This window comes from Micromonospora sp. NPDC049089 (assembly GCF_040648775.1).
Classification (GTDB): domain Bacteria; phylum Actinomycetota; class Actinomycetes; order Mycobacteriales; family Micromonosporaceae; genus Micromonospora.
The window spans coordinates 1-25,612 of record NZ_JBEZEH010000052.1; the positions used below are offsets into that span (position 1 = coordinate 1).

At 72.0% G+C, this 25,612-nt stretch carries 24 protein-coding genes; 17 read left to right on the forward strand and 7 right to left on the reverse strand.

From position 1 onward, the window contains the following. Window positions 1–24 precede the first annotated feature (24 nt). From AB0B48_RS11850 to AB0B48_RS11860, 3 genes are read right to left on the reverse strand one after another with little or no spacing between them, the layout of a single operon-like run. Complete coding sequence (locus AB0B48_RS11850; protein ID WP_357199516.1) at window positions 25–432, reverse strand: PLD nuclease N-terminal domain-containing protein; 408 nt, start codon at window positions 430–432, stop codon at window positions 25–27. Between the two features lie 27 nt (window positions 433–459). Next, window positions 460–765: a DUF202 domain-containing protein gene (locus AB0B48_RS11855; RefSeq protein WP_357199519.1), complete on the reverse strand. Its 306-nt coding sequence runs from the start codon at window positions 763–765 to the stop codon at window positions 460–462. Further along, window positions 762–1,154, reverse strand: coding sequence for a DUF202 domain-containing protein (locus tag AB0B48_RS11860; RefSeq protein ID WP_355005360.1), 393 nt, complete (start codon window positions 1,152–1,154; stop codon window positions 762–764). The genes AB0B48_RS11855 and AB0B48_RS11860 overlap by 4 nt, the downstream gene beginning before the upstream one ends. Window positions 1,155–1,196: 42 nt before the next feature. Between AB0B48_RS11860 and AB0B48_RS11865 the strand changes: the two genes are divergently transcribed. The 4 genes from AB0B48_RS11865 to AB0B48_RS11880 all read left to right on the forward strand — a co-directional run bounded on the left by AB0B48_RS11865 (window position 1,197) and on the right by AB0B48_RS11880 (window position 4,345). Next, window positions 1,197–1,994, forward strand: coding sequence for a GNAT family N-acetyltransferase (locus AB0B48_RS11865; protein ID WP_357199522.1), 798 nt, complete (start codon window positions 1,197–1,199; stop codon window positions 1,992–1,994). Next, window positions 1,991–2,404, forward strand: coding sequence for a hypothetical protein (locus AB0B48_RS11870; RefSeq protein ID WP_357199525.1), 414 nt, complete (start codon window positions 1,991–1,993; stop codon window positions 2,402–2,404). Before AB0B48_RS11865 ends, AB0B48_RS11870 begins: the two co-directional genes overlap by 4 nt. Before the next feature lie 187 nt (window positions 2,405–2,591). Continuing rightward, window positions 2,592–3,371, forward strand: coding sequence for an electron transfer flavoprotein subunit beta/FixA family protein (locus AB0B48_RS11875; RefSeq protein ID WP_357199528.1), 780 nt, complete (start codon window positions 2,592–2,594; stop codon window positions 3,369–3,371). 14 nt (window positions 3,372–3,385) lie between these two features. Further along, complete coding sequence (locus AB0B48_RS11880) at window positions 3,386–4,345, forward strand: electron transfer flavoprotein subunit alpha/FixB family protein (RefSeq protein ID WP_354943294.1); 960 nt, start codon at window positions 3,386–3,388, stop codon at window positions 4,343–4,345. A 93-nt stretch (window positions 4,346–4,438) separates the two neighbouring features. Here the strand turns inward: AB0B48_RS11880 and AB0B48_RS11885 are convergent, their stop codons facing one another. Next, window positions 4,439–5,272 (reverse strand): anti-sigma factor, encoded by an 834-nt coding sequence (locus tag AB0B48_RS11885; protein ID WP_357199532.1) that lies wholly within the window; start codon window positions 5,270–5,272, stop codon window positions 4,439–4,441. Continuing rightward, complete coding sequence (locus AB0B48_RS11890) at window positions 5,226–5,828, reverse strand: sigma-70 family RNA polymerase sigma factor (RefSeq protein WP_357199535.1); 603 nt, start codon at window positions 5,826–5,828, stop codon at window positions 5,226–5,228. The genes AB0B48_RS11885 and AB0B48_RS11890 overlap by 47 nt, the downstream gene beginning before the upstream one ends. A 230-nt stretch (window positions 5,829–6,058) precedes the next feature. Between AB0B48_RS11890 and AB0B48_RS11895 the strand changes: the two genes are divergently transcribed. The 7 genes from AB0B48_RS11895 to AB0B48_RS11925 all read left to right on the forward strand — a co-directional run bounded on the left by AB0B48_RS11895 (window position 6,059) and on the right by AB0B48_RS11925 (window position 12,806). Continuing rightward, window positions 6,059–6,889: a DUF4397 domain-containing protein gene (locus AB0B48_RS11895; protein ID WP_357199538.1), complete on the forward strand. Its 831-nt coding sequence runs from the start codon at window positions 6,059–6,061 to the stop codon at window positions 6,887–6,889. After that, entirely contained in the window at window positions 6,886–7,551 is a 666-nt protein-coding gene (locus tag AB0B48_RS11900; protein ID WP_357199541.1) for a class F sortase, read from the forward strand. The genes AB0B48_RS11895 and AB0B48_RS11900 overlap by 4 nt, the downstream gene beginning before the upstream one ends. A 104-nt stretch (window positions 7,552–7,655) precedes the next feature. Further along, the gene (locus AB0B48_RS11905) at window positions 7,656–8,831 is read left to right on the forward strand and encodes a cysteine desulfurase family protein (protein WP_357199544.1); all 1,176 of its coding nucleotides are present in this window, start codon (window positions 7,656–7,658) and stop codon (window positions 8,829–8,831) included. Window positions 8,832–9,055: 224 nt separating this feature from the next. Beyond that, window positions 9,056–10,129 carry a tRNA 2-thiouridine(34) synthase MnmA gene (mnmA, locus tag AB0B48_RS11910; RefSeq protein WP_357199547.1) on the forward strand — a complete coding sequence of 358 codons (1,074 nt, stop codon included), beginning with the start codon at window positions 9,056–9,058 and terminating at the stop codon, window positions 10,127–10,129. 37 nt (window positions 10,130–10,166) lie between these two features. Further along, complete coding sequence (locus AB0B48_RS11915) at window positions 10,167–11,171, forward strand: methionine synthase (RefSeq protein ID WP_357199550.1); 1,005 nt, start codon at window positions 10,167–10,169, stop codon at window positions 11,169–11,171. 36 nt (window positions 11,172–11,207) lie between these two features. After that, complete coding sequence (locus AB0B48_RS11920) at window positions 11,208–11,573, forward strand: VOC family protein (protein ID WP_357199553.1); 366 nt, start codon at window positions 11,208–11,210, stop codon at window positions 11,571–11,573. A gap of 222 nt (window positions 11,574–11,795) precedes the next feature. Next, window positions 11,796–12,806 (forward strand): ADP-ribosylglycohydrolase family protein, encoded by a 1,011-nt coding sequence (locus tag AB0B48_RS11925; protein ID WP_357199556.1) that lies wholly within the window; start codon window positions 11,796–11,798, stop codon window positions 12,804–12,806. Between the two features lie 323 nt (window positions 12,807–13,129). On the opposite strand, the gene AB0B48_RS11930 is transcribed toward AB0B48_RS11925, so the two are convergent. Next, window positions 13,130–13,666, reverse strand: coding sequence for a type II toxin-antitoxin system PemK/MazF family toxin (locus tag AB0B48_RS11930; RefSeq protein WP_355005347.1), 537 nt, complete (start codon window positions 13,664–13,666; stop codon window positions 13,130–13,132). A 311-nt stretch (window positions 13,667–13,977) separates the two neighbouring features. On the opposite strand from AB0B48_RS11930, the gene ligA reads away from it, so the two are divergent. The 4 genes from ligA to gatA all read left to right on the forward strand — a co-directional run bounded on the left by ligA (window position 13,978) and on the right by gatA (window position 20,854). Continuing rightward, window positions 13,978–16,113: an NAD-dependent DNA ligase LigA gene (gene ligA / locus AB0B48_RS11935; RefSeq protein WP_357199560.1), complete on the forward strand. Its 2,136-nt coding sequence runs from the start codon at window positions 13,978–13,980 to the stop codon at window positions 16,111–16,113. Between the two features lie 157 nt (window positions 16,114–16,270). Then, entirely contained in the window at window positions 16,271–18,931 is a 2,661-nt protein-coding gene (locus tag AB0B48_RS11940) for a bifunctional diguanylate cyclase/phosphodiesterase (protein ID WP_357199563.1), read from the forward strand. A gap of 145 nt (window positions 18,932–19,076) precedes the next feature. Then, window positions 19,077–19,382, forward strand: a complete 306-nt coding sequence (gene gatC, locus AB0B48_RS11945) for an Asp-tRNA(Asn)/Glu-tRNA(Gln) amidotransferase subunit GatC (RefSeq protein ID WP_354889995.1) — start codon at window positions 19,077–19,079, stop codon at window positions 19,380–19,382. Then, window positions 19,379–20,854, forward strand: a complete 1,476-nt coding sequence (gene gatA / locus AB0B48_RS11950; protein ID WP_357199567.1) for an Asp-tRNA(Asn)/Glu-tRNA(Gln) amidotransferase subunit GatA — start codon at window positions 19,379–19,381, stop codon at window positions 20,852–20,854. The genes gatC and gatA overlap by 4 nt, the downstream gene beginning before the upstream one ends. Window positions 20,855–20,890: 36 nt before the next feature. Here gatA and AB0B48_RS11955 read toward each other — a convergent pair whose 3' ends face one another. Then, window positions 20,891–21,418, reverse strand: coding sequence for a hypothetical protein (locus AB0B48_RS11955; protein ID WP_357199570.1), 528 nt, complete (start codon window positions 21,416–21,418; stop codon window positions 20,891–20,893). A gap of 195 nt (window positions 21,419–21,613) precedes the next feature. Here AB0B48_RS11955 and gatB point away from each other — a divergent pair, with 195 nt between their 5' ends. After that, the gene (gene gatB, locus AB0B48_RS11960) at window positions 21,614–23,113 is read left to right on the forward strand and encodes an Asp-tRNA(Asn)/Glu-tRNA(Gln) amidotransferase subunit GatB (protein ID WP_145785165.1); all 1,500 of its coding nucleotides are present in this window, start codon (window positions 21,614–21,616) and stop codon (window positions 23,111–23,113) included. Window positions 23,114–23,235: 122 nt separating this feature from the next. After that, window positions 23,236–25,593: a pyruvate dehydrogenase gene (locus AB0B48_RS11965; protein WP_357199575.1), complete on the forward strand. Its 2,358-nt coding sequence runs from the start codon at window positions 23,236–23,238 to the stop codon at window positions 25,591–25,593. Window positions 25,594–25,612 lie beyond the last annotated feature (19 nt).

Sequence of the window (25,612 nt, forward strand, 5' to 3'; positions counted from 1 at the left end):
CCCGCGCCGGCGGCGGCGGTGCGCTCACACCTCCGGTCGGTCGCCCTCGCGCGGCGGCTCACCGTCGCGGCGGCGCAGGTCGTCCTCGCGTCGCCGCAGGTCTTCCTCCCAGCGTTGGAACAGCTCCTGGTCCTGCTGCTGGGCGCGTTCCTCGACGGAGCGCAGGAACTCCGGGTCGTCGTCGGGGGCCACCGGCCGAGGACGCTGCCGCTCGCCGCCGCCCGGCCAACCCTTGCCCGCGCCGGCGCTGGGCTCCCGGCCGACGATGAACCAGGCGATCGAGCCGACCAGCGGGAAGAACAAGATGATCAGCACCCAGGCGATCCGGGGAAGGGCGCGGATCTTGCCCTCCTCGGCGGAGAGACAGCTGATCAGCGCGCAGACGGCGAGGACAATCTGCACCAGGAAGAGGAGTACGCCAAGCCGGGCCATGCACCCATGATGACTCACCGGCGCGCGTCACCCCAGTCCGCGCAGGACCAGCAGCACCCCCAGTAACGCCAGCACCACGGTGCCCACGGTGACCAGGGGCAGTGTCCGGCCGCCGGTGCGGGCCGGACCGGTGCCGGTGCCCCGGGGCCAGCAGAGCACCAGCAGGGTGCCCCACACCAGAACGGTGCCGCCGGCGATCAGCGCACCGGTCGGGCCGCCCGTCGCCGCCAGCCGGACGGCGAGCACGCTCACCACGGTCACCGTGAGCAGGGTGCGCCGCCAGGCCAGCCGGGTCCGCTCCGGTTGCAGCCCGGGATCGCGTCCGGTGCTCACCGCCCGCCGACTGCGCGGAGCAGGACGGCGACCACCAGCAGTAAGGCGCCGACGCCGACGGCGAGCGCCAGGATGGCGGGAAACCGGGACGCGGGCAGCTCCTGACCGAGCCGGATGGCCCGCTCGGTACGCGCCCAGTGGTCCACCGCGCGGATCGCGACCGCCGCGCCGAGCAGCAGCAACGACACCGCGATCACCTCCCGCAGGTGGCTCATCGGCAGGGGTGGCAGGAACTGCGCGGTGGCCAGCCCGCCTCCGACGAGTGCCAACCCGGTGCGTAGCCAGGCGAGGAAGGTCCGTTCGTTGGCCAGGGAGAACCGGTAGTCCGGTGTCTCACCGACAGCGCGTGCCTCCGCCGGGTCGAACCACCGCCTGATCGCCTCCCACACAGTGGGAGAATATCCGTTTCCCTTCCCGCTTAGCCTGGTCCGGTGACTGATCTCGACGTACAGACGCTGCGCGACGCCTACGACAACCAACTCCGCCCGGAGATCCCCGACCCGGTTCCGGCCGGGGTTTCCGTGGAGCGGGACGGGCCGCTGGTCCGCATCATCGGGCTCGACGCCGGCGGGTTCCTCACCTACCGCACCCTGGGCGGGTTGACAGGTGACGCGCTGGACGAGCTGATCGCCCGGCAGGTGCAGCTGTTCCGTGAGCGCGGCCAGTCTGTCGAGTGGAAGCTCAACGAGCACGACGAGCCGGCCGATCTGGCGGACCGGCTGCGCGCTGCCGGTTTCGTGCCGGAGGACCGCGAGACCGTCGTGGTCGGGCCGGTCGCCCCGCTGGCCGCCGCGCTGCCTGTCGTTCCCGAGGGGGTACGCCTGCGTGAGGTGACCGCCCGGGAGGACCTGGAGCGGATCGCCGCCATGGAGGAGGAGGTCTGGCAGGAGGATCGCTCGCACCTCGTGACGGGACTGGCCAAGGAGATCGACGCCGACCCGAACTCGATCACCGTGGTGGTGGCCGAGGCGGGTGGGACGGTGGTGAGCGCGGGCTGGGTGCGGTTCCCGGCGAACACCGGCTTCGCCACGATGTGGGGTGGCTCGACCCTGCCGCAGTGGCGGCGCAAGGGCATCTACCGGGCGTTGGTCAACTACCGGGCGCGGCTCGCCGAGCAGCGGGGTCGGACGCTCATGCAGGTCGACTGTTCCGAGGACAGCCGGCCCATCCTCCAACGGCTCGGCCTCGTCGCGGTCACCACCACCACCCCGTACGTCTACACTCCGTGATCATGGAACAGCGGTTGACGGACGAGGAGCGCCTGACCCTCAAGACCGGTGCCTTCGGTGCCGTCTTCCTGGTTTCCAACGCCGATCCCGGTGTGCTGGGGGTGATCCGGGAGAGCATCGCCGCTTCCGGCGCGCTGGCCGACGCCAGTGGCACTGTCAAGGAGGCGCTGACCACCGGCCCGCTGCCGCGACTTCCGCGGGACTCGCAGCTGGAGATCGAGTCGGTGGTGCTGCCGGCGCTGGGTGAGGCGGTGCGGATCCTGCGCGAGAAGTCCCCAGGCGACGTGGACGCGTACCGCGATCTGGTGTTGGCCGCGGCGGACCAGGTGGCCCGCGCGCACGACGGGGTGGTGCCTGCCGAGGCGGCGGCCATCGACCAGATCCGGGTCGCGTTGGCCGAGCCGGCCTGACCGGCCGCGCGTCGGTGAGCTGTGTCACTCTGAGTGCTGCGGGAGTGCAACCTACTGGCAGGTAACATTGCGCCGTGGGCAACTGCACAACCGCCCGCGGTTGACCTGGCGTCGACCGACGCGCGACGCTGCGCCCCATACCGGGCGAGCGAATCGCAACACCACACAGGAGGGTCGTCGAAGCGCGATGAACATCGTCGTACTCGTCAAGCAGGTGCCTGATTCGGGCGCGGACCGCAACCTGCGCAATGACGACAACACCGTCGACCGCGGTTCGGCGAACAACGTGATCAACGAGATGGACGAGTACGCCATCGAGGAGGCGCTGAAGATCAAGGAAGCGCACGGCGGCGAGGTCACCATCCTGACCATGGGTCCGGACCGGGCTACCGAGTCGATCCGCAAGGCGCTCTCCATGGGCCCGGACAAGGCCGTGCACGTGCTGGACGACGCCCTGCACGGCTCGTGCGCCGTCGCCACCTCGAAGGTGCTCGCCGCCGCGCTCGGTCAGCTCAACGCCGACCTGGTCATCTGCGGTGCCGAGTCCACCGACGGCCGGGTCCAGGTCATGCCGCACATGATCGCCGAGCGGCTGGGCGTCGCGGCGCTCACCGGTGCCCGCAAGCTCACCGTCGACGGCACGACGCTGACCGTCGAGCGGCAGACCGAGGAGGGCTACGAGGTGGTCACCGCCGCCACCCCGGCCGTCGTCTCCGTCTGGGACACCATCAACGAGCCGCGCTACCCCTCCTTCAAGGGCATCATGGCCGCGAAGAAGAAGCCGGTGCAGACGCTCTCGCTGGCCGACCTCGGAGTCGCGGCCGACGAGGTGGGCTTCGACGGTGCCACCAGCGCCGTCGTCGAACACACCAAGCGCCCCCCGCGCTCCGGCGGCGCCAAGATCACTGACGAGGGCGAGGGCGGCGTCAAGCTGGTCGAGTTCCTCGCCACCGAAAAGTTCGTGTGAGAGGGGGGTCTGACATGTCCGAGGTTCTCGTCGTCGTCGAAGCCACAAAGGAATTCGGCGTCAAGAAGGTCACCCTGGAAATGCTCACCCTCGCGCGTGAGCTGGGCACCCCGAGCGCTGTGGTGCTCGGCGGCGCCGGTGCCGCCGAGGCGCTGAGCGGCAAGCTGGGCGAGTACGGCGCGGAGAAGATCTACGCCGCCGAGGGTGACGAGATCGACGGCTACCTGGTGGCCCCCAAGGCGACGGTGCTGGCCGAGTTGGTCAAGCGCGTGCAGCCGGCCGCCGTGCTGCTGGCGTCGGCCCAGGAGGGCAAGGAGATCGCCGCCCGGCTCGCCGTCAAGCTCGACAACGGCATCCTGACCGACGTGGTCGGCCTGGACGCCGACGGCACCGCGACCCAGATCGCCTTCGCCGGCTCCACCATCGTCAAGTCCAAGGTCACCAAGGGCCTGCCGTTGGTCACCGTCCGGCCCAACTCGGTCACCCCCGCCCCGGCGGCGGCCACCCCGGCGATCGAGCAGCTCAGTGTGTCGGTCACCGACACCGACAAGCTGGCCACCGTCGTCGAGCGGGTCGCCGAGCAGAAGGGCTCCCGCCCCGAGCTGACCGAGGCCGGCGTGGTCGTCTCCGGGGGTCGGGGCGTCGGCAACGCCGACAACTTCAAGCTGGTCGAGGAGCTCGCCGACCTGCTCGGCGGCGCCGTCGGCGCGTCCCGCGCGGCCGTCGACTCCGGCTTCTACCCGCACCAGTTCCAGGTGGGCCAGACCGGTAAGACGGTCTCCCCGCAGCTCTACGTCGCCCTCGGCATCTCCGGCGCGATCCAGCACCGGGCCGGCATGCAGACCTCGAAGACCATCGTCGCGGTCAACAAGGACGGCGAGGCGCCGATCTTCGAGCTGGCCGACTTCGGGGTGGTGGGCGACCTGTTCAAGATCGTCCCGCAGGCTGCCGAGGAGATCCGCAAGCGCAAGTAAGCCAGCGATACGTCGGTGGCCGCCCGTTCGCACGGGCGCCCACTGCCGTAAGGGAGCTGATCGGCGAGCCGGGGAGCTGCGCCGGCCCGCCGATCAGCCCGTCAGGGAGCCCCTCAGCAGACTGTCGCCGGAGTGGCGGGTGTTGTTGTCGTACTGCTCGGCGGAGACGTCGACCACCGAGTAGCTCTTGAGGTCGACATTCGGAGGCAGGGGTAGCAGGGCGTCCGCGCCGCCACCCAGGGTGCCGACCGAGAACATCTCCATGGTCGTCGGATTGATGAGCCAGACCTCGTAGTACCCGGGGACGCTCGGGAGATTCGCCACATGCAGATGTAGTTGGCCGTCCTGGAAAACCCGGGCGTCGCCCTTGGCCGTCGGCGGGGTCGCGCCGTACGCGGCCAGCGGAGCGCTCGCCACCACCACCGGCGTCGGGGTGGGCGTCTGATCGTCCGGTCGGAGCACCGAGACGGTGCCCACGACGGCGACCGCCGCGGCGGCGGCCGCGGTCACCGCTGTGGCCACCCAACCGGACCAGCCGCGACCCCGGCGGGATCGCCGCGCCGGGTCCAGCCGGGTCACCGTCGACCCGGCGGCCGCGCCGGAGGTCCGCTCGGTCGTCGTGGTGTCGGCCTGCCCGGCCGTCGTGGTGTCGGCCTGCCCGGGCACCCGGTGTCGGCGGGTCTCGGTCAGCAACGGCCCGGCCTCCGCCGCCCTGACCTGGGCCTCGATGCCCTGCCAGACGTGCTCCGGTGGGTCGGGCAGGTCGGCCAGGCCCTGCGTCTCGGTGCCGAGCCCCGCCACCTGCTGAAGGCTCGCGACCTCCGCGCGGCAGAGAGCGCAGGTGGCGAGGTGGGCGCTCTCCCCGTTGTCCGCCTCGCTCTCACCGAGTGCCAGAAATACCAGCCGGTCGTGGTCCAGGTGCTGCACCGTCCACCTCCCATCTGCGCTTCAAGCTCGCCATGCCGCGTCGGATGTGACTCTTCACGGTGCCCAACGGCACACCGGTCACCGCGGCTATCTGCTGGTGTGTCAGGTCGTCGTAGAAGGCCAGCTCCAGCATCCGTCGCTGGTCGTCCGGGAGGCGAGCCAACTCGTCCGCGATCACCAACCGGTCCACCACGCGGTCCGGATCCGGCTCGGTCTGCGCCGGCTCGGGCAGTTGTCGGACCGTCTCCACCACCCGGGTCTCCCGGGCCGAGGCGCGCATCCGGTCGATCACCTTCCGCCGGCCGATACCGAGCAACCAACCGATCAGCGACCCCTTGGACGGGTCGAACGTGTCGCGGCCCAACCAGGCGGCGACGAACGTCGCCTGGGTGACGTCCTCGGCGTCGCTGCGGTTCGCCAGCATGGACGTGGCCAGATGGAGCACGGCACGACCGTAGCGGTCGTACGCCTCGCGCAGCGCCACGTCGTCGCCGTCACGGAACCTGCGGTCGAGGTCGTCCACCGGAGGGTCCGGTTCCTGTCGTAGCGCCGTCATCGGGCGGCTCGCCTTCGATGGGGCATACCCGACTGTAGCTGCCACAGTCTCCGCCCCACTTCCCCGGTCGATGTCATCTCACCTGCTCTTCGTCTCCCGACCCCGTTGCGGATGCGGTCGGGGCCAGAAAAGAAAAGTGCCTCCGGGGCGCATCCACCCGTCCGACAGCCGGCGTAACCCGTTCTGCAAGCCAGGCCTGACGAATCAGCAGTTATCACCAGGAGGCAGACATGCAGCTCTCGTACTTCCGTCGGGTCGCCGCGGGCGGCGCGGTAGCCGCGCTGACCTTCGCCGGCGTCGGTGGGCTCACCGCCGGCCCGGCGTACGCCGCCACGTCGAAGGTCTCCGTCGTGCACGGCATTCCGGACACCCCGGTCGACGTCTACGTCAACGGCAAGAAGACGCTGGACAACTTCAAGCCCGGTGACGTCGCCGGCCCGCTGAACCTGGAGGAGGGCGACTACGACATCGCGCTCACCAAGCCGGGCGAGCCGATCGGCAGCGCGATCCTCAAGGTCGACAACGCCGCGGTGCCGGGCGGTGCGAACATCAGCATCGCGGCCCACCTCGACGCCGCCGGCCAGCCGAAGATCACCCCGTTCGTGAACGACGTCTCGAAGGTCGACGCCGGCAAGGCGCGGCTGATCGTCCGGCACACCGCCGCCGCTCCGGCGGTCGACGTCCGCGCCGGTGGCAAGCCGGTCTTCGAGGACCTCACCAACCCGAACGAGGCCAAGGGCGACGTCGACGCGGGCGAGGTGAAGGCGGACGTGGTGCTGGCCGGCACCGACACCGTGGCCATCGGCCCGGCGGACCTCAACCTCAAGGAGGGCACCGCCACGATCGTCTACGCGATCGGCTCCGCCGAGGGCAAGACCCTCGACGTGGTGGCCCAGACCATCACCGGCCTGCACTCCGCCCCGGGTGGCGTGCCCAGCGGTGACGGCGGTCAGGCCGGCACGGGCGTGGACACCTGGTGGTACGTGCTCACCGGCGCCGGCGTACTCCTGCTCCTTGGTGGTGGGGTGCGGATGGCGACCGCGCGGACCGGCCGCAAGTGACGGTGCGCAATCGCGGCGCGCTGGCGGCCCTGGCCGCCGGCGTTGCCGCGCTCACCGTCGCCACGCTCGTGGCGTGCGGCTCCCAGCCGGCCGAGGACGTGGGCGGCGACGAGGCGGCCAACCTCGCGACCGCCACCCCGACCCCGTCGGCCAGCGCGGCCGATGGCCAGTCTGTCCCGGTGACAGTCGGCGAACTGCCGGCCGGGGCGGAGATCGTCCCGCCGGTGCGGCTGGTGATCCCGGCGATCGACGTCACCGCCACGATCAACGCGGTCGGCATCAACAAGCGGACAAACGATTTCGAGGTGCCGCCGAGCGTCGACAAGATCGGCTGGTACCGGTACGGGCCCGGCCTGGAGGCGAACGCCGGCTCGATCGTCATCGCTGGTCACGTGGACAGCGCCCAGCAGGGCAAGGGCGCGTTCTTCCGGCTGCGGGAGCTCGATCAGGGCGACACCCTGACCGCGACCGGCAGTGATGGCGAGGCCCGCAAGTACCGGGTCGTGGCCCGGGAGGAGTACGACAAGACCAAGATCCCGCTGGACCGGTACTTCGCCCGCGACGGCAAGCCGCGGCTGACCCTGATCACCTGTGGTGGGCCGTTCGACGCCAAGGCGCGCAAGTACCGCGACAACATCGTCGTCACCGCGGTGCCCGCCTGACCGGGCCCGCACGCGTCGGGCCGGGGTGGAGTTCCGCCCCGGCCCGTGCGCGCAGTCCCCTCCGGCATCCGGTCCCCAAGGTGTCGGCCGTACGCTGAACGGTGATGGCTTACCTGGATCACGCGGCGACGACTCCCATGCTCGATGAGGCACTGGAGGCGTACGTCGCTACCGCCCGCGAGGTCGGCAACGCGTCCTCCCTGCACGCGTCGGGCCGCCGTGCCCGCCGCCGGGTCGAAGAGTCACGCGAACAGGTGGCCGCTGTGCTGGGCGCGCGGCCCTCTGAAGTGATCTTCACCGGTGGTGGCACGGAGAGCGACAACCTCGCGGTCAAGGGCGTCTTCTGGGCCCGCCGCGCAGCCCGCTCCGACCGCCGCCGGGTGGTCTCCAGCGCCGTCGAGCACCACGCGGTGCTGGACGCGGTCGACTGGCTGGCCCAGCACGAGGGCGCCGAGGTCGGTTGGCTGCCGGTGGACGCCGTCGGTCGGCTCGACCCGCAGACCCTGCGCGCCGAGTTGGCCGCGCACGCCGACCAGGTGGCCGTGGTCACCGCGATGTGGGCGAACAACGAGGTGGGCACCGTCCAGCCGGTGGCCGAGCTGGCCGCCGTCGCCGCCGAACACGGTGTGCCCTTCCACACCGACGCCATCCAGGCGGTTGGGCAGGTGCCCGTCGACTTCGGCGCCAGCGGGGTGTCCGCGCTGACCGTCACCGGGCACAAGTTGGGCGGCCCGATGGGAGTGGGCGCGCTGCTGCTCGCCCGGGACGTGCCGGCCACGCCGCTGCTGCACGGCGGCGGCCAGGAACGCGACATCCGCTCCGGCACCCTGGACACCGCAGGCATCGTCGCCTTCGCGGTCGCCGTGGAGACGGCGGTGAAGGGTCAGCAGGAGTACGCGGCCCGGGTGGCCGCGCTCCGCGACGACCTGATCGAGCGGGTCCGCCAGGCGGTGCCCGAGGTGATCTACAACGGTGACCCGACCGATCGGCTGCCCGGCAACGCGCACTTCTCCTTCCCGGGCTGTGAGGGCGACGCGCTGCTGCTCCTGCTCGACGCGCAGGGAATCGCCTGCTCGACCGGCTCCGCCTGCTCGGCCGGCGTGGCCCAGCCCTCGCACGTGCTGCTGGCGATGGGTGCCGACGACGACCGTGCCCGCTCCTCGCTGCGCTTCACACTGGGCCACACCAGCACCCAGACCGACGTCGACGCCCTGATCGCGGCCCTCCCGGCAGCAGTCGACCGAGCCCGCCGAGCCGCAGCCCTCCGCACCCCCCGCTAAACCCCCTCGCCCCGGGCCCCCACCCTCTGATTTCCGCGATCTTGCACTTTCTGTCGTCTGTTCGCGTCTTGTGCGGCATATGTCGCAGCAGAAAGTGCAAGGTCGCGTGGGCGTGGGCGTGGGCGTGGGCTTTGGGGTTGGGTTTGTGGGGTGGCGGGGGGTTCGGGGCTGGTGGATAGGGTTGTTGTGGGGGAACGGGCGGGGACGGGAAGGGGAGTGGGTCAGTGAGGGTTCTGGCGGCGATGTCGGGTGGGGTTGACTCGGCCGTGGCGGCGGCACGGGCGGTGGCGGCCGGGCACGACGTGACCGGCGTACACCTGGCCCTCGCGCGCAACCCACAGACCTACCGGACCGGGGCGCGCGGCTGCTGCACCCTGGAGGATTCCCGGGACGCCCGGCGGGCGGCGGACGTGATCGGCATTCCGTTCTACGTGTGGGACATGGCCGACCGCTTCCACGAGGACGTGGTCGACGACTTCGTCGCCGAGTACGCCGCCGGTCGTACGCCGAACCCCTGCCTGCGCTGCAACGAGAAGATCAAGTTTGCGGCGGTGCTGGACCGGGCGGTGGCCCTGGGTTTCGACGCGGTGGTGACCGGGCACCACGCCCGCCTCGGCGCGGACGGGCTGCTGCGGCGCAGTGTCGACCTGGCCAAGGACCAGTCGTACGTGCTTGCCGTGCTCACCCGCGAGCAGCTCGACCGGTCGATCTTCCCGCTCGGTGACCTGACGAAGGCGCAGGTCCGCGCCGAGGCCGCCGAGCGTGGCCTGGCCGTGGCCGACAAGCCGGACTCACACGACATCTGCTTCATCGCCGACGGGGACACCCGCGGCTTCCTGGCCGGCCGGCTCGGTGAGGCACCCGGCGACGTGGTGGACGCCTCCACCGGCGCTGTCGTCGGTAGTCACAGCGGCGCGTACGCGTACACGGTGGGGCAGCGTCGCGGGTTGCACCTGGACCGGCCCGCCCCGGACGGTCGGCCACGCTACGTGCTCTCCATCACGCCGAAGACCAACACGGTGACTGTGGGCCCGGCCGAGGCCCTGGACGTGTCCGACGTGCACGCCGTACGTCCGGTCTGGACCGGCGGCGCCCGGCCGGACGCCCCGGTCGAGTGCGAGGTGCAGTTGCGCGCGCACGGCGAGGTGGTGCCGGCGACCGTCGCCCTCGACGGTGACCGGCTGCACGCCGAGCTGCGCCGACCGGTACGCGGCGTCGCCGCCGGTCAGGCAGTGGTGGCGTACCGACCGGATCCGGCCGGCGACGTGGTCCTCGGCTCCGCGACCATCACCGGCTGACCGCACGGCCCGGGTGTTCGCGGGATAGCCTTCGCCCGTGACAGATCAGGCGTGGCCCTGGCCGGCCGGCGCGGCAACCGGAATCGGCTCGCTGCCCGGCACCGACATCGGCGAGGCTCAGCGGGTGGTCCTCGGTGAGCTTCCCGAGCTGCCCCACCTGCCCGAGTTGCCGGCCCGTGGCCCCGGAGCGGACATCATCGGCCGGTCCGCCGGACTGCTCGTCGAGCTGCCGGTCGAGGTGTACGCGGGGCGGTGGCGGGTCGCCCCACGCCCGGGCCGCGACCTGCGCCGGGCCCGCGACCTGATGGAACGCGACCTGGACCAGCTCGCCGAGCAGGCCGAGGGGTACGCCGGGCCGATGAAGGTGCAGGCCGCCGGCCCGCTCACGCTGGCCGCCTCGCTGGAGTTGCCGATCGGTGGTCGACTGTTGCGCGATCCCGGCGCGGTCCGCGACCTGACCGGCTCCCTCGCCGAAGGGCTTCGCGCGCACGTCGCGGCGGTCGCCCGCCGGTTGCCCCAGGCGTCGGTCCTGCTGCAACTGGACGAGCCGTCACTGCCGACGGTGCTGGCCGGGCGGGTGCCGACCGAGAGCGGGTTCGGCGCGTACCGGGCGGTCGACTCGGTGGACGCCGCCGCCCTGCTGCGCACTGTCGTCGAGGCGGTCGGCGTGCCGACGCTGGTGCACTGCTGCGCCCCGGACGTACCACTGGAGCTGATCCGCTCCGCCGGCGCCGTCGCGGTAGCCCTCGACCTGGACCTGGTCACCAAGCTCGACCCGCTGGGCGAGGCGATCGACGCCGGCCTCGGGTTGCTGGCCGGGGCCGCACCGACCCGGCCGCCGTCGGCCGGTGGCGCGCCGAACTCCGCGCAGATCGCCGAGCGGGTACGCCAGGTCTGGGACCGCCTCGGCTTCCCTCGTCGCCAACTGGCCCAACAGGTGGTGGTCACCCCGGCCTGCGGCCTCGCCGGTGCCACCCCGGAGTACGCGCGGGCGGTGCTCGCCGCGTGCCGGGACGCCGGCCGGCGCCTCGCCGAGGACTGAGGTTTCCTGTCGTACCCGGTGGGCAGGATGACGGTCATGATTGGACAGCTGCGTTCAGTGGTGATCGACTGCCCGGATCCGCGGGCGTTGGCGGCGTTCTACGCCGAGTTGCTCGGCGTACCGTTCGACGAGGGCGACTCCGATGACGACTGGGTGGTGCTGGGCGGCCCGCCCGGTCACCAGCCGCGCCTCGCCTTCCAACGGGCGCTCAACCTGCGCCCACCGGTCTGGCCGGATCCCGAGCGCCCACAGCAGTTCCACCTCGATGTGACGGTGGACGACATCGAGGCCGCCGAGAAGGCTGCGCTCGCGCTGGGCGCGCGGCGGCTGCCAGGTGAGGGTGAGGGCTTCCGCGTCTACGCCGATCCGGCCGGCCACCCGTTCTGCCTCTGCTGGGACTAGGGCCTGTGTCAAAGTCCTCGGTCGAGCCGAGGTGGAGTCCAGGCGGCGGTCCGGCAAGGCGGAGATTCGTTCGGATACCGGTGTTGTATCCGGGCGGAGCTCCAACGCGGCCGGTCGTCGCCTGGGCCCGCCGCAGGCCGGCCAGGGGCTTTGACACAGACCCTAGGGCGCCGGTTTCGGAAGAGCTGGCCGGACCGGCGTGGGTTGCGACGGCCGGGCATCATGGCCGCCGTGATCCACACCTCTGCGCTTCGCGCCTCCGGTTCGCTCTTCGGCCTCGCCTACGGTGACGCGCTGGGCAAGCCGACCGAGTTCCTGACCGTCGCCGAGATCGAGCGCCGGTACGGCCCGACCGGTCCACGCGAGCTGGTCGGCGAGCCCGCACTGGTCACCGACGACACCCAGATGGCCCTGGCGGTGGGTTGGGCGCTGCACGAGGCGCCGTCGTTCACGCCGGAAGCGGTCGAGCCACTGCTGCGGCGACGCTTCCTGGCCTGGGCGGTCAGCCCGGACAACAACCGTGCCCCGGGCATGACCTGCCTGCGCGCCTGCGCCGAGCTGAGCCGTGGGGTGCGCTGGCAGGAGGCCACCGTGAGCGGGTCGAAGGGCTGCGGGGCCAACATGCGGGTCACCCCGGTCGGGTTGCTCGACGTGGACCTCGACACGCTCGCCGGGTTGGCCCAGTTGCAGGCCGGGCTGACCCACGGCCATCCGACCGGGCTGGCCGCCAGCGAACTCACCGCTTATGCGGTCTTCGTGCTGCGCGCGGGCGCCACCCTGCCTGAGGTGCCCGCGCTGCTCACCGAGCGGGCGCTCGCCCAACGCCGGATCTACCGGGAGCGGTGGCTGGGCGACCTCTGGCAGCGCCCGGGGGTCGGCTCGCCGGAGGAGTTCATCGCGCGAGGCTGGGACGAGTGCCTGGCGGTGCTGGGTCGACTGACAGACACATTGGCGCAGCCGGACGACGGTGGTGACCCGTGCCAGGCCACCGGGGAGGGCTGGGTGGCCGAGGAGGCGCTGGCCACCGCGCTGCTCTGCGCCGTACGGCACGCCGACGACCCGGTCTCGGCGCTGGCCCGGGGCGCGACCACCGCCGGCGACTCCGACTCGATCGCCGCCCTGGCCGGCGCGTTCGTGGGCGCGGCCGCCGGCATGACCGCCTGGCCGCGGGAATGGGTCAACCGCATCGAGTACGCGGACCAGCTCGCCACACTAGGCGCGACCTGGGACTGATCCGGCCCGGCCTGCCCCGACCGGCGCGGCTGGGGTGGTCTGCCCCGACCGGCGCGGCCGGCGTGTGTTCTGCCCCGACTGACCCGGCCGGCGTGGTGTGCCCCGACCGGCGCGGCTGGGGGCGGTCTGCCCCGACTGCCGCGGCCGGCGTGGTCTGCCCCGGCCCGCACGGCCGACCCCCGCTCATGATCAACTCGGGTTCCTGTAAACCGTGGCATCCGAGAGCTCGGGACACCGCGACTTTCAGGAACCCGAGTCGATCTCGGCTGGCGGGCGGGCATGACGGCGGTCGAGGGTGGTCGACGGGCGGCCACGCGGGGTGGTCAGGAGGTGGGGAGGTGGCGCAGGCTGCGGACCTTCCGCCACAGGTCCGCGTCGCAGCGGCCGGCGTGGTCGGCGAAGGCGGCCGAGTTGAGTCGGATCGGCTCGGTGAGGCTGAGGTAACTGTCGTGCTCTGCGCCCGGGTCCCAGTCCCGGGTCGGAATGCGGACGTGGTCGTCCCGGTCGCTCTTGTCCTGGCTGGTGATCTTCAGGACGTCGGCGCCCCGGGAGTCGGCACGCAGGACCAGGCACGGGCGCACCTTCGATCCGGTGCCGTCGGCGTACGGCACGTCGGCCCACCAGATCTCGCCGGCCGCCGGGGCGTCGCCATGCCGGTCCGTGTCGCGCGACCGGGGTTTGGTGGAGGGCCGTTCGGCGCCACGGGGGCGCGGCGGGGTGGAACGACGGCCACCGGCGTCGCCCCGATCCGGCCGGGTGCCCGGACGCCGGTTGGCCACCCGGTGCCGCCAACTGTTCCACGCCCAGCCGGCCGCCACGGCCAGCAGGATCGCCACCGCCCAGAGCAGTGCCTCGCGCATCCGTACCTCCGTGTTGCGGCGACCCGCCGGTCGCACCGTCCGGCGATCCTTGCACGCCGCCGCCCGTGCCGCCCGCCAACCACACCGCCGCCGCCCCGCACGCACGCCTCGACGACGCCACGCCGGCCGCCACTCGGTGGGTCGGTAGCTGGAACGGCCGGCCGACGGCTACCGAGCGTCACGGGATCACCGGACGCGGCTGAGGGCAGGGTCGCTTCGGGCGCGGGTGGGCGGCGGATTGTCCCACCGGCCCGATACGGTGCCGGAGTAGCGTGATCAGGGAGGTCGCAGGCGTGTCCGAAGGTGGCGGTGTGTCCGAGGAGCAGATCGGTCAGCAGGTCAGCCCGGCGCAGGAGGCGGCGGCCGGGGCTGAGCCGACGCCGCAGGCCCGGGAACGGCATGCCGCGCTCAGTCAGGAGTTGACCGAGCACCAGTACCGCTACTACGTGCTGGACACGCCCACCATCCCCGACGCCGATTTCGACAGGCAGTTGCGTGAGCTGGAGGCACTGGAGGAGGAGTTCCCGGCGCTGCGGACGCCCGATTCGCCGACCCAGCGGGTGGGTGGCACGTTCTCCACCGACTTCACCCCGGTCACCCATGCCGAACGGATGCTCTCGCTCGACAACGCCTTCGCCGACGAAGAGTTGGCAGCCTGGGCCGAGCGGGTCGAACGGGACGCGGGCGGTCCGGTGCCCTACCTGTGCGAGCTGAAGGTCGACGGGCTGGCGATCAACCTGACCTACGAGAACGGCCGTCTGGTCCGGGCCGCCACCCGGGGCGACGGGCGCACCGGTGAGGACGTCACGGCAAACGTGCGCAGCATTCGGGACGTGCCCAGCCAGCTCGTCCCGTCCGCCGAATTCCCGGACGTCCCCGAGTTGGTGGAGGTCCGCGGCGAGATCTACTTCCCGATCGCGGCGTTCGCCGATCTCAACGCGGGTCTGGTGGAGCAGGGCAGGGCGCCCTTCGCCAACCCCCGCAACGCCGCAGCCGGCAGCCTGCGACAGAAGGATCCACGGGTCACCGCCACCCGGCCGTTGCGCCTGGTGGTGCACGGCATCGGCGCCCGTCGTGGGTTCCAGCCCACGGCGCAGTCCGAGTCGTACGCGGCACTCAGGTCGTGGGGGTTGCCGACCAGCGACAGGTGGCGGGTCGTCCCGGATCTGGCCGGCGTGGCGGAGTTCATCGCCTACTACGCCGAGCACCGGCACGACGTCGAGCACGAGATCGACGGCGTGGTGGTCAAGGTCGATCCGGTCTCCATCCAGGGCCGGCTCGGGTCGACCAGTCGTGCCCCCCGCTGGGCGATCGCCTTCAAGTACCCGCCGGAGGAGGTCACCACCAAGCTGCTCGACATCGACGTCAACGTGGGGCGCACCGGCCGGGTCACCCCGTTCGCCGTGCTCGAGCCGGTGCGCGTGGCCGGTTCCACGGTCGCGCTCGCGACCCTGCACAACGCCCGCGAGGTGGAGCGCAAGGGGGTGCTGATCGGCGACACGGTGGTGCTACGCAAGGCCGGCGACGTGATCCCCGAGGTGCTCGGCCCGGTGGTCGATCTGCGGCCCGCCGACGCCCGGCCGTTCGTCATGCCGACCAGTTGCCCGGCCTGCGGCACTCCGCTCGCGCCCTCGAAGGAGGGCGACGTGGACATCCGTTGCCCCAACACCCGCAGCTGCCCGGCGCAGTTGCGGGAGCGGGTGTTCCACCTCGCCGGTCGGGGTGGCTTCGACATCGAGGTGCTCGGCTACAAGGGCGCCGCCGCCCTGCTCGACGCGGAGATCATCAGCGACGAGGGCGACCTCTTCCACCTCGACGCCGAGCAACTGTCCCGGTCGCCGTTCTTCGTCAACAAGGACGGCAGCCTGGGCACCAACGCCACCAAGTTGCTGGACAATCTCGCGGTCGCCCGGGAACGGGACCTCTGGCGGGTGCTGGTGGCGCTCTCCATCCGGCACGTCGGCCCGACCGCTGCCCAGGCGCTCGCCCGGCACTTCCGCTCGATGGACGCCATCGACGCGGCCACCGAGGAGGAGCTGTCCTCCGTCGACGGCGTCGGGCCGACCATCGCCGCCAGCATCCGGGAATGGTTCGCTGTGGACTGGCACCGCGAGGTCGTCCGCAAGTGGGCCGAGGCCGGCGTACGGATGGCGGAGGAGGCCGTCGACGAGGGGCCGCGCCCGCTGGAGGGGTTGACTGTGGTGGTGACCGGCACCCTCGCCGGCTATTCGCGCGACCAGGCCGCCGAGGCCGTGCAGAGCCGGGGCGGCAAGGTCAGCGGGTCGGTCTCCAAGAAGACGGGCTTCGTGGTGGTGGGGGACAACCCCGGGTCGAAGGCCGACAAGGCCGTCAGTCTCAAGGTGCCGGTGCTCGACGAGGACGGGTTCCGGCTTCTGCTGGAAGCGGGCCCGGACGCCGCGCGCGAGGTCGCTCAGCTGGGGGAGTGACCCGGCCGGTCGCTGGGCACGGCGACTGGCCGCGTATACCAACTTAATTACGACTACGACCGATTCGTGACTGTCATACCGGGAAACTGGGGGCCGAGGGCGTTTCATTGGGTCACGGCGCGCGCACCGGCACGCCGATGGTCGGTCAGGAGGTGTGGTGGAGGTCGCCGACCCACGCAACTCGCTTCCTGCGGGACGGGTCGCACCGTTCGCCGCCTTCGTCGCCGGCATCCTGGCGGTCGCCGCGCTGACCGCCGCCGTTCCACTCGCGACGCTCCCCGACGAGTTGCCCGACCTGCCGGTGGCGTTCTGGACGATGGCCGCGCTCGCTGTGGTCTGCGACGCGCGCCCGTTCGTGCCACCGGGGCGCCGGCAGACGTCGGCGGTGTTCCCGTCCACCTGCTTCACCTTCGCGATCCTGCTCGGCTGGGGTCTCGGCCCGGCGGTGGTGGTGCAGGCGGTGGGCGTGGTCGTCTCGGGTTGGCGGATGCGGCACGCCGCGTGGCGTACGGCCTTCAACGTCGGCCAGTACGTGTGTGCCCTCGCCGCCGCGTACGGGGTGATCCAGCTCGGCTCGGGCACCATCTTCTCCGGCGGGCGCTTGCACTGGACCGACGTGGCCGCCGTCGGCGGTGCCGCGTTGGCCTGGTTCGTCGTCAACTACGGGTTGGTCAGCTGGGCGGTGCGGCTGCGTTTCGGGGACCGGTGGTGGCCCACCCTCCGCCAGGGCCTCGGCTTCGAGTTGCTCTCCACCGGCTCGCTGCTGCTGCTCGCCCCGGTGCTGGTCGCGGCGGCGCGGGTCAGCGCCGCGCTGATCCCGCTGGTGCTGGTGCCGCTCTTCGCCGTCTACCGGATGGCGCGGTTGACCAACGAACAGCAGCACCTCGCCGCCGCTGACCCGCTGACCGGGCTGCCCAACCGCAAGGCGCTGCTGGCGGAGGTCGCCGAGCAGGTGCACCTGCACGCCGAGCGGACCGCACGCGGCGAACCCGACGGGCAGCTCGCGCTCCTGCTGATCGACCTGGACCGTTTCAAGAACGTCAACGACGCCCTCGGCCACGCCGTGGGCGACCGGCTGCTGGTCGAGGTGAGCGCCCGGCTGACCGACATGCAGCCCCGACCACAGATGATCGCCCGGCTCGGCGGTGACGAGTTCGCGATCGTGATGACCGGGCTGACCGACGTCGCTCAGGCGCGGGAGTTGGCCGACCGGGTGGTCCAGGCGCTGGCCGAGCCGGTGCCGCTCGACGGGCTGCCGTTGGACGTGGGCGGGTCGATCGGAATCGCTCTCTTCCCCGAGCACGGTGAGGACTTCGCCACCCTGATGCGCCACGCCGACGTGGCGATGTACGACGCCAAGCACCGCAACGACACGGTGGCCGTGTACGCCCCGGAGTCCGACCACAACTCCGCCGAGCGACTCGGCCTCCTCGCCGACCTGCGGCGCGTACTGGAAGCCAGCCCGTCGACGGAGTTGCCCGCAGAGGTCGAAGCGGCAGCCCCGGAGGAGGACGCGCAGCCGGACGGCAACGGTCGGCACAGCGGGCCGAGTGACGCCGAGCGGACTGCCGACGTACCCCTTGTCGCGTCGGCGGAGGTGCGCGGCGGTGACGGGGCGGCGCTGCCCACCGGCGCGCCGGCCGAGGGTGCGCTGCCCACCGCGGCGTCGGACCGGTCCGCGCCAGCGGCGGACCCGGCGTCGGCGGTCGCCACCGCGCGGCCGGGAGCTGCCCGGTGGTGGGCCCGCCGTCGGCACACCGACGGCGACCTGGTGCACTCCGATGAGCTGATCAACCGGATCGCCACCGGAGCCGACCCGATCCGGGGCCGCAACGCCCGTGCCACTGTTGCCGGCACCCGTTCCGGGTCGGCCCGGGAGCGGCGCGCCGGGGGCGGGATCGGTCGGCGGTCCCCGAACGGGAGCGCGCTGGGCAGGGGTCGCACCGGGGCGCGGCGGGACGTCGGGCCGGGTACACCCGGGCAGCCGCTCGAACCGACCGGGTGGGCACACGCGGACGAGGAGCCGGCCGACGACGCCGGGGAAATCACCATGTACTACCAGCCGCAGATCGCCATCGCGACCGGCGAGGTGGTCGGCGTCGAGGCGCTGCTGCGGTGGCGGCACCCCCGTCGGGGCATGGTCGACCCGGAGGAACTGATCCGGGTCGCCGAGCAGAGCGCCGTGATGCGACTGCTCACCCGCCGTGTCGTCGACGACGTGGTGGAGCAGCTCGCCAAGTGGTCGGCGGCCGGCATCGGCCTGCGCGCGGCGCTGAACGTGAGCGTCCGTGACCTGCACACCGGCGAGATCGCCGACCAGATCGCCGACCGGCTGGCCCGCTACGGGGTGCCGGCCGAGCGGCTTCAGGTCGAGATCACCGAGGGCGCGTTGATGGCCGACCCGCGTCGGGTGCTGGCCACCATCTCCCGGCTGCACCGGATCGGGGTGGCCATCGCGCTCGACGATTTCGGCACCGGCTACTCCTCGCTCCAGCACCTGCGCCGGTTGCCGCTGTCCGAGGTGAAGGTGGACAGGTCGTTCGTCCTCGGTATGGCCGACGACACCGACGACGCGGCGATCGTCCGGTCGATGATCGAGCTGGCCGGCGCGCTGGGGCTGCGCGTGGTGGCCGAGGGTGTCGAGGACGAACGGACCTGGCGGATGCTGCACGCCGCCGGCTGCGACGCCGCGCAGGGCTGGTTCTACGCCCGGCCGATGCCGGCCGAGGAGTTGGTCACCTGGCTGACCCGGTACCGGCCGGTCCGGCCGACCGGCGGGCACCCGCAGCCGGATGCCGCTCGCCGCCCCACCCGTTGACCCGGCGCGAGGGCCGCTGGAGGGGGAGTCGGGGACGCGGCACCGGAGCGGAACAATAGACTCGCTCCGGTCACCGCGTGTCACGCTCCACCTGTCGCGCGGCCGGCACATCGCCCGACCAGCAGGAATTCAGAAGGGGGCACGGATGGCCGCCATCTCCCGCGAGGAGGTCGCGCACCTGGCGCGCCTGTCGCGGCTCGCCGTCACCGAGGAGGAGCTGGACACGTTCGCCGGCCAGCTCGACGTGATCCTCCAGGCGGTCGCCCAGGTCGGCGAGGTCGCCGCCGCGGACATCCCGCCGACCTCGCACTCGGTGCCGCTGACGAACGTCTTCCGCGAGGACGTCGTCACGCCGTGCCTGACCCCGGAGGAAGCGCTGTCGGGCGCGCCCGACGCCGAGGACCAGCGGTTCCGCGTACCGCGGATCCTGACCGAGGATGTGGCCTCATGAGCGATCTCATTGGTATGACCGCGACGGAGATCGCGGCCCTGATCGCTGGGGGCGAGACGTCCGCAGTCGAGGTGACCCAGGCGCACCTGGATCGGATCGCCGCGGTCGACGACCGGGTGCACGCCTTCCTGCACGTCGATACCGAGGGCGCGCTCGCCGCTGCCCGCGCGGTGGACGAGCGCCGGGCCGCCGGCGAGGAGTTGGGCCCGCTCGCGGGTGTGCCGGTCGCGGTCAAGGACGTGCTCGCCACCCGGGGCATTCCGACCACAGTGGGGTCGAAGATCCTGGAGGGCTGGCGCCCGCCGTACGACGCGACGATCGTGCAGCGGCTGCGGGAGGCCGGCACGGTGATGCTCGGCAAGACCAACATGGACGAGTTCGCGATGGGCTCGTCCACCGAATACTCGGCGTACGGCCCGACGCACAACCCGTGGGACCTGAGCCGGATCCCCGGTGGTTCGGGTGGTGGCAGCGCTGCCGCGTTGGCCGCGTACGAGGCGCCGCTGGCGATCGGCTCGGACACCGGCGGCTCGATCCGTCAGCCCGGCGCGGTCACCGGCACCGTGGGCGCGAAGCCCACCTATGGCGGCACGTCCCGGTACGGGCTGGTGGCCTTCTCCTCGTCGCTGGACACTCCAGGCCCGTGTGCCCGCAACGTGCTCGACGCGGCCCTGCTGCACCAGGTGATCGGCGGGCACGACCCGCGTGACTCCACCTCGATCCCGCAGCCGGTGCCGGACGTGGTGGCGGCGGCGAAGCTCGGCGCTACCGGTGACCTGACCGGTGTGCGGCTGGGCATCGTGAGCGAGTTCGTGGGCGAGGGTGCGGAGCCGGGCGTGATGGCCGCGTTCCGTGAGTCGGTGGACGCGCTGACCAAGATGGGTGCCGAGGTCGTCGAGGTGTCCTGCCCGACGTTCGCGTACGCCCTGCCGGCGTACTACCTGATCGCCCCGAGCGAGTGTTCCTCCAACCTGGCCCGGTTCGACGGTGTCCGGTTCGGCCTGCGGGTCGGCGACGACGGCAACCGGTCGCTGGAGGAGGTCATGTCGCTGACCCGCGAGGCCGGCTTCGGCCCGGAGGTCAAGCGCCGCATCATGATCGGCACGTACGCGCTGTCGTCGGGTTACTACGACGCGTACTACGGGCAGGCGCAGAAGGTTCGGACGCTGATCACCCGGGACTTCACTGCCGCGTTCGAGCGGGTCGACGCGCTGATCTCGCCGACCACCCCGTCGGTGGCGTTCCCGATGGGTGCGCGGACCGCCGACCCGTACCAGATGTACCTGGCCGACCTTTACACGATTCCGACGAACCTGTACGGCGGGCCGGGCATCTCGGTGCCGTGTGGGCTCTCCGAGGGGCTGCCGGTCGGTCTGCAGGTGATGGCCCCGACGATGGCCGACGACCGGATGTACCGGGTCGCCGCCGCGTTGGAGTCGGCGATCGGCACGTTCACCCCGCCGGCGCTGTAGGAACGAACGGGGCCGAGGCGGGTCGGGACGGGCGGTTCACGCCGGTCCGTGACCCGCCTCGGCTGTTTCGGCGGTTGGCGGACCGGCGAGATAGCGGCGGGCCCGTTGGGTGGTGCGCCAGTGCTGGTAGAGCACCACCGCCCAGACCACCGCGCCCAGCCCGGCTGTCCAGCGGGTGGACGTGCGGTCGGTGCTGATGGCGTGCAGCACCTGCAACGCCATGACCACACCGAGGGCCCAGGGCACCCACCGTCGACGTACCTGCTGCTCAGCCTCCTTGCGGGCCAGCGCGTCGACCTGTGGGTCGCTGGTCGACCCATCGCGCAGTGCCGCCTTCACCCGCCGCCGGCTGGCCGGGTCGGTGCCGTCGGACACAGAAGAGTTCTTCGTCATCCATGCGTTGATCAGCAGGATGACGGCGACGCCCAGCGTCGCAGTCACCAGGAGGAGCAGCAGCCGGATCAGCGGGTCGCCGGCATCCCGTTTCCCGTCGGCGATCAGCAGCCCGACGGCGAACGTGGCGGGGACGGTCGCCGCCAACAGCACCACCGCAGCCTTGGTCATCCGCCGGCTTGAGCGCCGCCGGGCCTCCATGACCGGCCGGGCCCGCACTCCTGGCTCTCTCCCCGTATTCGTCATCGCCGTTCCCTACCCCGCCGCCGACGACGCCACGCGCCCCCGACGAAACCCGCCCGAGGATTGATCGGACAACCCCATTAGGCTGGACACGTTCTGTCCGGATCGCGCCTGGAGCGTCTCATGACCACGACACTGCCCGCGTACGACGAGGTCGTTGCGCGCTTCGAACCGGTGATCGGCCTGGAGACCCACGTCGAGCTGGGCACGAACACCAAGATGTGGTGCGGTTGCCCGACCGACTTCGGCGGCGAGCCGAACACCCGGGTCTGCCCGGTGTGCCTGGGCCTGCCCGGGTCGCTGCCGGTGGCCAACAAGGCGGCCATCGAGGCGATCATCCGGATCGGCCTGGCGTTGAACTGCTCGATCGCCGAGTGGTGCCGGTTCGCCCGGAAGAACTACTTCTACCCGGACATGCCGAAGAACTTCCAGATCAGCCAGTACGACGAGCCAATCTGTGTCGACGGTTACCTGGACGTCGAGGTGGGCGGCGAGACGGTGCGGATCGAGATCGAGCGGGTGCACCTCGAGGAGGACACCGGCAAGACGCTGCACGTCGGCGGCGCCACCGGCCGCATCCACGGGGCGACGGAGTCGCTCGTCGACTACAACCGGGCCGGCATCCCGCTGGTCGAGATCGTCACCAAGCCGATCACGGGCACGGGTGCGCTCGCCCCCGAGGTGGCCAAGGCGTACGTCGCCGAGCTGCGGGACGTGATCCGCACCCTGGGCGTCTCCGACGTGCGGATGGAGGAGGGTTCGCTGCGGTGCGACGTGAACACCTCGCTCAACCTGCCGGGCGCGGAGTGGGGCACCCGTACCGAGACGAAGAACGTCAACTCGCTGCGGTCGGTGGAGCGGGCGGTCCGCTCGGAAATGCTGCGGCAGGCGTCGGTGCTGGACGCGGGTGGCCGGATCACCCAGGAGACGCGCCACTTCCACGAGGACACCGGTGACACCACCCCGGGTCGCTCGAAGGAGACGGCCACCGACTACCGGTACTTCCCCGAGCCGGATCTGGTGCCGATCGCCCCGGACCCGGCCTGGGTCGCCGAGCTGAAGGCCGCTCTGCCGGAGCTGCCCCGGGTGCACCGGCGTCGCCTTCAGGAGCAGTGGGGCCTTTCCGACCTGGACATGCAGTCGGTGTTGAACGCTGGCGCGGTCGAGCTGATCGAGGCCACCGTGGCCGCCGGCACCACCCCGGCGGCGGCCCGCAAGTGGTGGCTGGGTGAGCTGTCCCGCCGGGCCAACGAGAGCGGTGTGGAGCTGGCCGAGATCGGTGCCACCCCCGCCCAGGTTGCCGAGCTTCAGGGTCTGGTCGACGCCGGCAAGCTGAACGACAAGATGGCCCGCACGGTGTTGGAGGGCGTGGTCGACGGTGAGGGTTCGCCCACCGAGATCATGACCAGCCGGGGACTGGAGGTCGTGTCGGACACCGGCGCGCTCACCGCCGCCGTTGACGAGGCGATCGCCGCGAACCCCGGCATCGCCGACAAGATCCGCAGCGGCAAGGTCGCGGCGGTCGGCGCGCTGGTCGGCGCGGTCATGAAGACCACCCGTGGTCAGGCCGACGCGAAGACGCTGCGTGAGCTGATCCTGGAGCGCCTCGGCGTCCAGGGCTGAGACCCGCCCGGAGAAGGCCGCTGCCGTGACCCGGCGGCGGCCTTCCGCCACCCCCTGCCGACTGAGCGGCCACCCCGCACCCCTCGCGAGGGCGTCAACGGCGACGCCTGGATGGAGCCACAGTGACCCAGCATGACCTCGATGTCCTCGACGAGATCCAGCGGCGGGTGCTCTGGCTCGCCACCCGGATCGTGGACGCCGCCAATCATGACCGGGCCACCGGCGACGGTGTGAAGGTCGGCGGCCATCAGGCGTCCAGCGCCTCGCTGGTCACGGCGATGACAGCGCTCTGGTTCGCGCACCTGGACGCCGAGGACCGGGTCGCCGTGAAGCCGCACGCGTCTCCGGTGTTCCACGCCATCCAGTACCTGCTCGGCAACCTGGACCGCTCCTACCTGCCCCGGCTGCGGGCCCGCGGCGGCCTCCAGTCGTACCCGTCGCGCACCAAGGACCCGGACGCTGTGGACTTCTCCACCGGTTCGGTGGGTCTGGGCGCTGCCGCGCCGCTCTTCGCCGCCGCCACCCGGCGGTACGTCGACGCGCACTTCGGGGCCCGCCCGCACTCCCGGTTCGTGGCGCTGATCGGCGACGCCGAGCTGGACGAGGGAAACATCTGGGAGGCGGTGGCCGACCCGGCGACCACCGGGCTGGGCAACGTCATGTGGCTCGTCGACTTCAACAGGCAGTCGCTGGACCGGGTGGTCCCCGGCATCCGGATCAACCAGTGGCGGGGCCAGTTCGAGGCGGCCGGCTGGCACGTCGTGGAGGTCAAGTACGGCCGGAAGCTCGCCGAGGCGTACGCCCGGCCGGGCGGTGAGGCGCTGCGCGACTGGATCGACGCGATGCCCAACGAGCAGTACCAGTCGCTGTTCGGGCTGGTCGGGCCGGCCCTGCGCAAGCAGTTCCTGGACGGCGCGCCGGCCGGGATCGCCGAGCTGATCGCCGGCATCGACGACGAGGACCTCGGCCCGCTCGTCACCGACCTGGGCGGGCACGACCTTCAGGCGATGCTCGACGCGTACGCCCAGTGCGACGCGGTCACCGACCGGCCCAGCGTCGTCTTCGCGTACACGGTGAAGGGTTGGGGGTTGCCCATCGCCGGCAACCCGCGCAACCATTCCGCGCTGCTCAGCTCGGAGCAGGTCGACACGCTGCGCGCCGCGCAGGGGTTGACCGCCGAGACCGAGTGGGACCGCCTCGACCCGGCGTCACCCGCCGGGATCCAGGCCGGCGCCCGCCGGGAGGCGCTGTCCCGTGCGCCGCGCGAGCGTGCGCTGGGGGTCACCGTCCCGGAAAGCACAGGAGTACGCGCAACCAAGCCGATCTCCACCCAGGAGGTCTTCGGTCGGGTGCTGGTGGACCTGGCGCGCGACCGGGAGGTGGGCCGCTACCTGGTCACCACAGCCCCGGACGTGGCCACCTCCACCAACCTGGCCGGGTTCATCAACAAGACCGGGGTGTTCGCCCCCACCGAGCAGCGTTCCTGGACCGAGGACCGGATGCTGCGCTGGACGGAGAGCCCCGCTGGGCAGCACATCGAGCTGGGCATCTCGGAGATGAACCTGTTCCTGCTGCTCGGTCAGCTCGGGCTGTCCTGGGACCTGTCCGGGCAGCCGCTGCTACCGGTGGGCACCGTCTACGACCCGTTCGTGCTGCGCGGCCTGGACGCGTTCCTGTACGGCACGTACTCCGGCTCGCGGTTCGTGGTGGCCGGCACCCCGTCCGGCATTACCCTCGCCCCGGAGGGCGGCGCCCACCAGTCCACGATCACCGCGTCGGTCGGCCTGGAACTGCCCGGGGTGACCTTCATCGAGCCGGCGTACGCGGCCACCCTCGATTGGCTGCTCTGCGACGCGCTCGGTCAGATCGCCGGTGGGTCGGCACCGGCCGCCACCGCCGCACCCGCCGAGGACGGCGCGTACTACTTCCGGTTGAGCACCCGACCGCTGGACCAGGCGCCGTTCGAGGCGGCCCGGGCGCGGCTCGGCGACGCGGTGCTGCGCAGGCAGGTCGTCGCCGGGGCGTACCGGCTGGTCGACGCGCACCAGGCGTACCCGCACCTGGTCGACGCCCCGGTGGTGCAGCTGGCCGCCTCCGGCGCGGTGCTGCCCGAGGTGCTGGCCGCCGCCGCGGAGCTGGCCGACGAGGGCGTCGCCGCGCACGTGGTGGACGTGACCTCGCTGGACCGGCTCTACCGGGCCTGGCAGCGCACCCTTCGCCAGGGCGTGCGGACGGCCACGGTGCCCAGCGTGCCGGGCGCGTTGCGGTCCGCGTTCGCCGATCGGGTGCCGGTGGTGTCGGTGCACGACGCCGCGTCGCACGCGATGGCCTGGCTCGGTTCGGCGGTCGGCGCACCGGCGGTGCCACTCGGTGTGGACGAGTTCGGCCAGTCCGGCAGCGTCGCCGAGCTGTACGAACTGCACGACCTGCTGCCCGGCAGCATCGTCAACGCCGCCCTGGCCGCCATCGCCCTGCGCTGACCCGCCGGCCCGCTGGCGG

What these genes read in the sequence shown, in the direction of transcription:
- AB0B48_RS11930 (WP_355005347.1), bottom strand. Translation starts at nt 13,666, where the DNA reads ATGCGCGAGGCACTGCTCTGGGCGGTGGCGATCCTGCTGGCCGTGGCG.
- AB0B48_RS11920 (WP_357199553.1), top strand. Translation starts at nt 11,208, where the DNA reads ATGATTGGACAGCTGCGTTCAGTGGTGATCGACTGCCCGGATCCGCGG.
- AB0B48_RS11955 (WP_357199570.1), bottom strand. Translation starts at nt 21,418, where the DNA reads ATGACCAAGGCTGCGGTGGTGCTGTTGGCGGCGACCGTCCCCGCCACG.
- gatB (WP_145785165.1), top strand. Translation starts at nt 21,614, where the DNA reads ATGACCACGACACTGCCCGCGTACGACGAGGTCGTTGCGCGCTTCGAA.
- AB0B48_RS11850 (WP_357199516.1), bottom strand. Translation starts at nt 432, where the DNA reads ATGGCCCGGCTTGGCGTACTCCTCTTCCTGGTGCAGATTGTCCTCGCC.
- AB0B48_RS11890 (WP_357199535.1), bottom strand. Translation starts at nt 5,828, where the DNA reads ATGACGGCGCTACGACAGGAACCGGACCCTCCGGTGGACGACCTCGAC.
- AB0B48_RS11895 (WP_357199538.1), top strand. Translation starts at nt 6,059, where the DNA reads ATGCAGCTCTCGTACTTCCGTCGGGTCGCCGCGGGCGGCGCGGTAGCC.
- AB0B48_RS11905 (WP_357199544.1), top strand. Translation starts at nt 7,656, where the DNA reads ATGGCTTACCTGGATCACGCGGCGACGACTCCCATGCTCGATGAGGCA.
- gatA (WP_357199567.1), top strand. Translation starts at nt 19,379, where the DNA reads ATGAGCGATCTCATTGGTATGACCGCGACGGAGATCGCGGCCCTGATC.
- AB0B48_RS11875 (WP_357199528.1), top strand. Translation starts at nt 2,592, where the DNA reads ATGAACATCGTCGTACTCGTCAAGCAGGTGCCTGATTCGGGCGCGGAC.
- AB0B48_RS11925 (WP_357199556.1), top strand. Translation starts at nt 11,796, where the DNA reads ATGGCCGCCGTGATCCACACCTCTGCGCTTCGCGCCTCCGGTTCGCTC.
- AB0B48_RS11880 (WP_354943294.1), top strand. Translation starts at nt 3,386, where the DNA reads ATGTCCGAGGTTCTCGTCGTCGTCGAAGCCACAAAGGAATTCGGCGTC.
- gatC (WP_354889995.1), top strand. Translation starts at nt 19,077, where the DNA reads ATGGCCGCCATCTCCCGCGAGGAGGTCGCGCACCTGGCGCGCCTGTCG.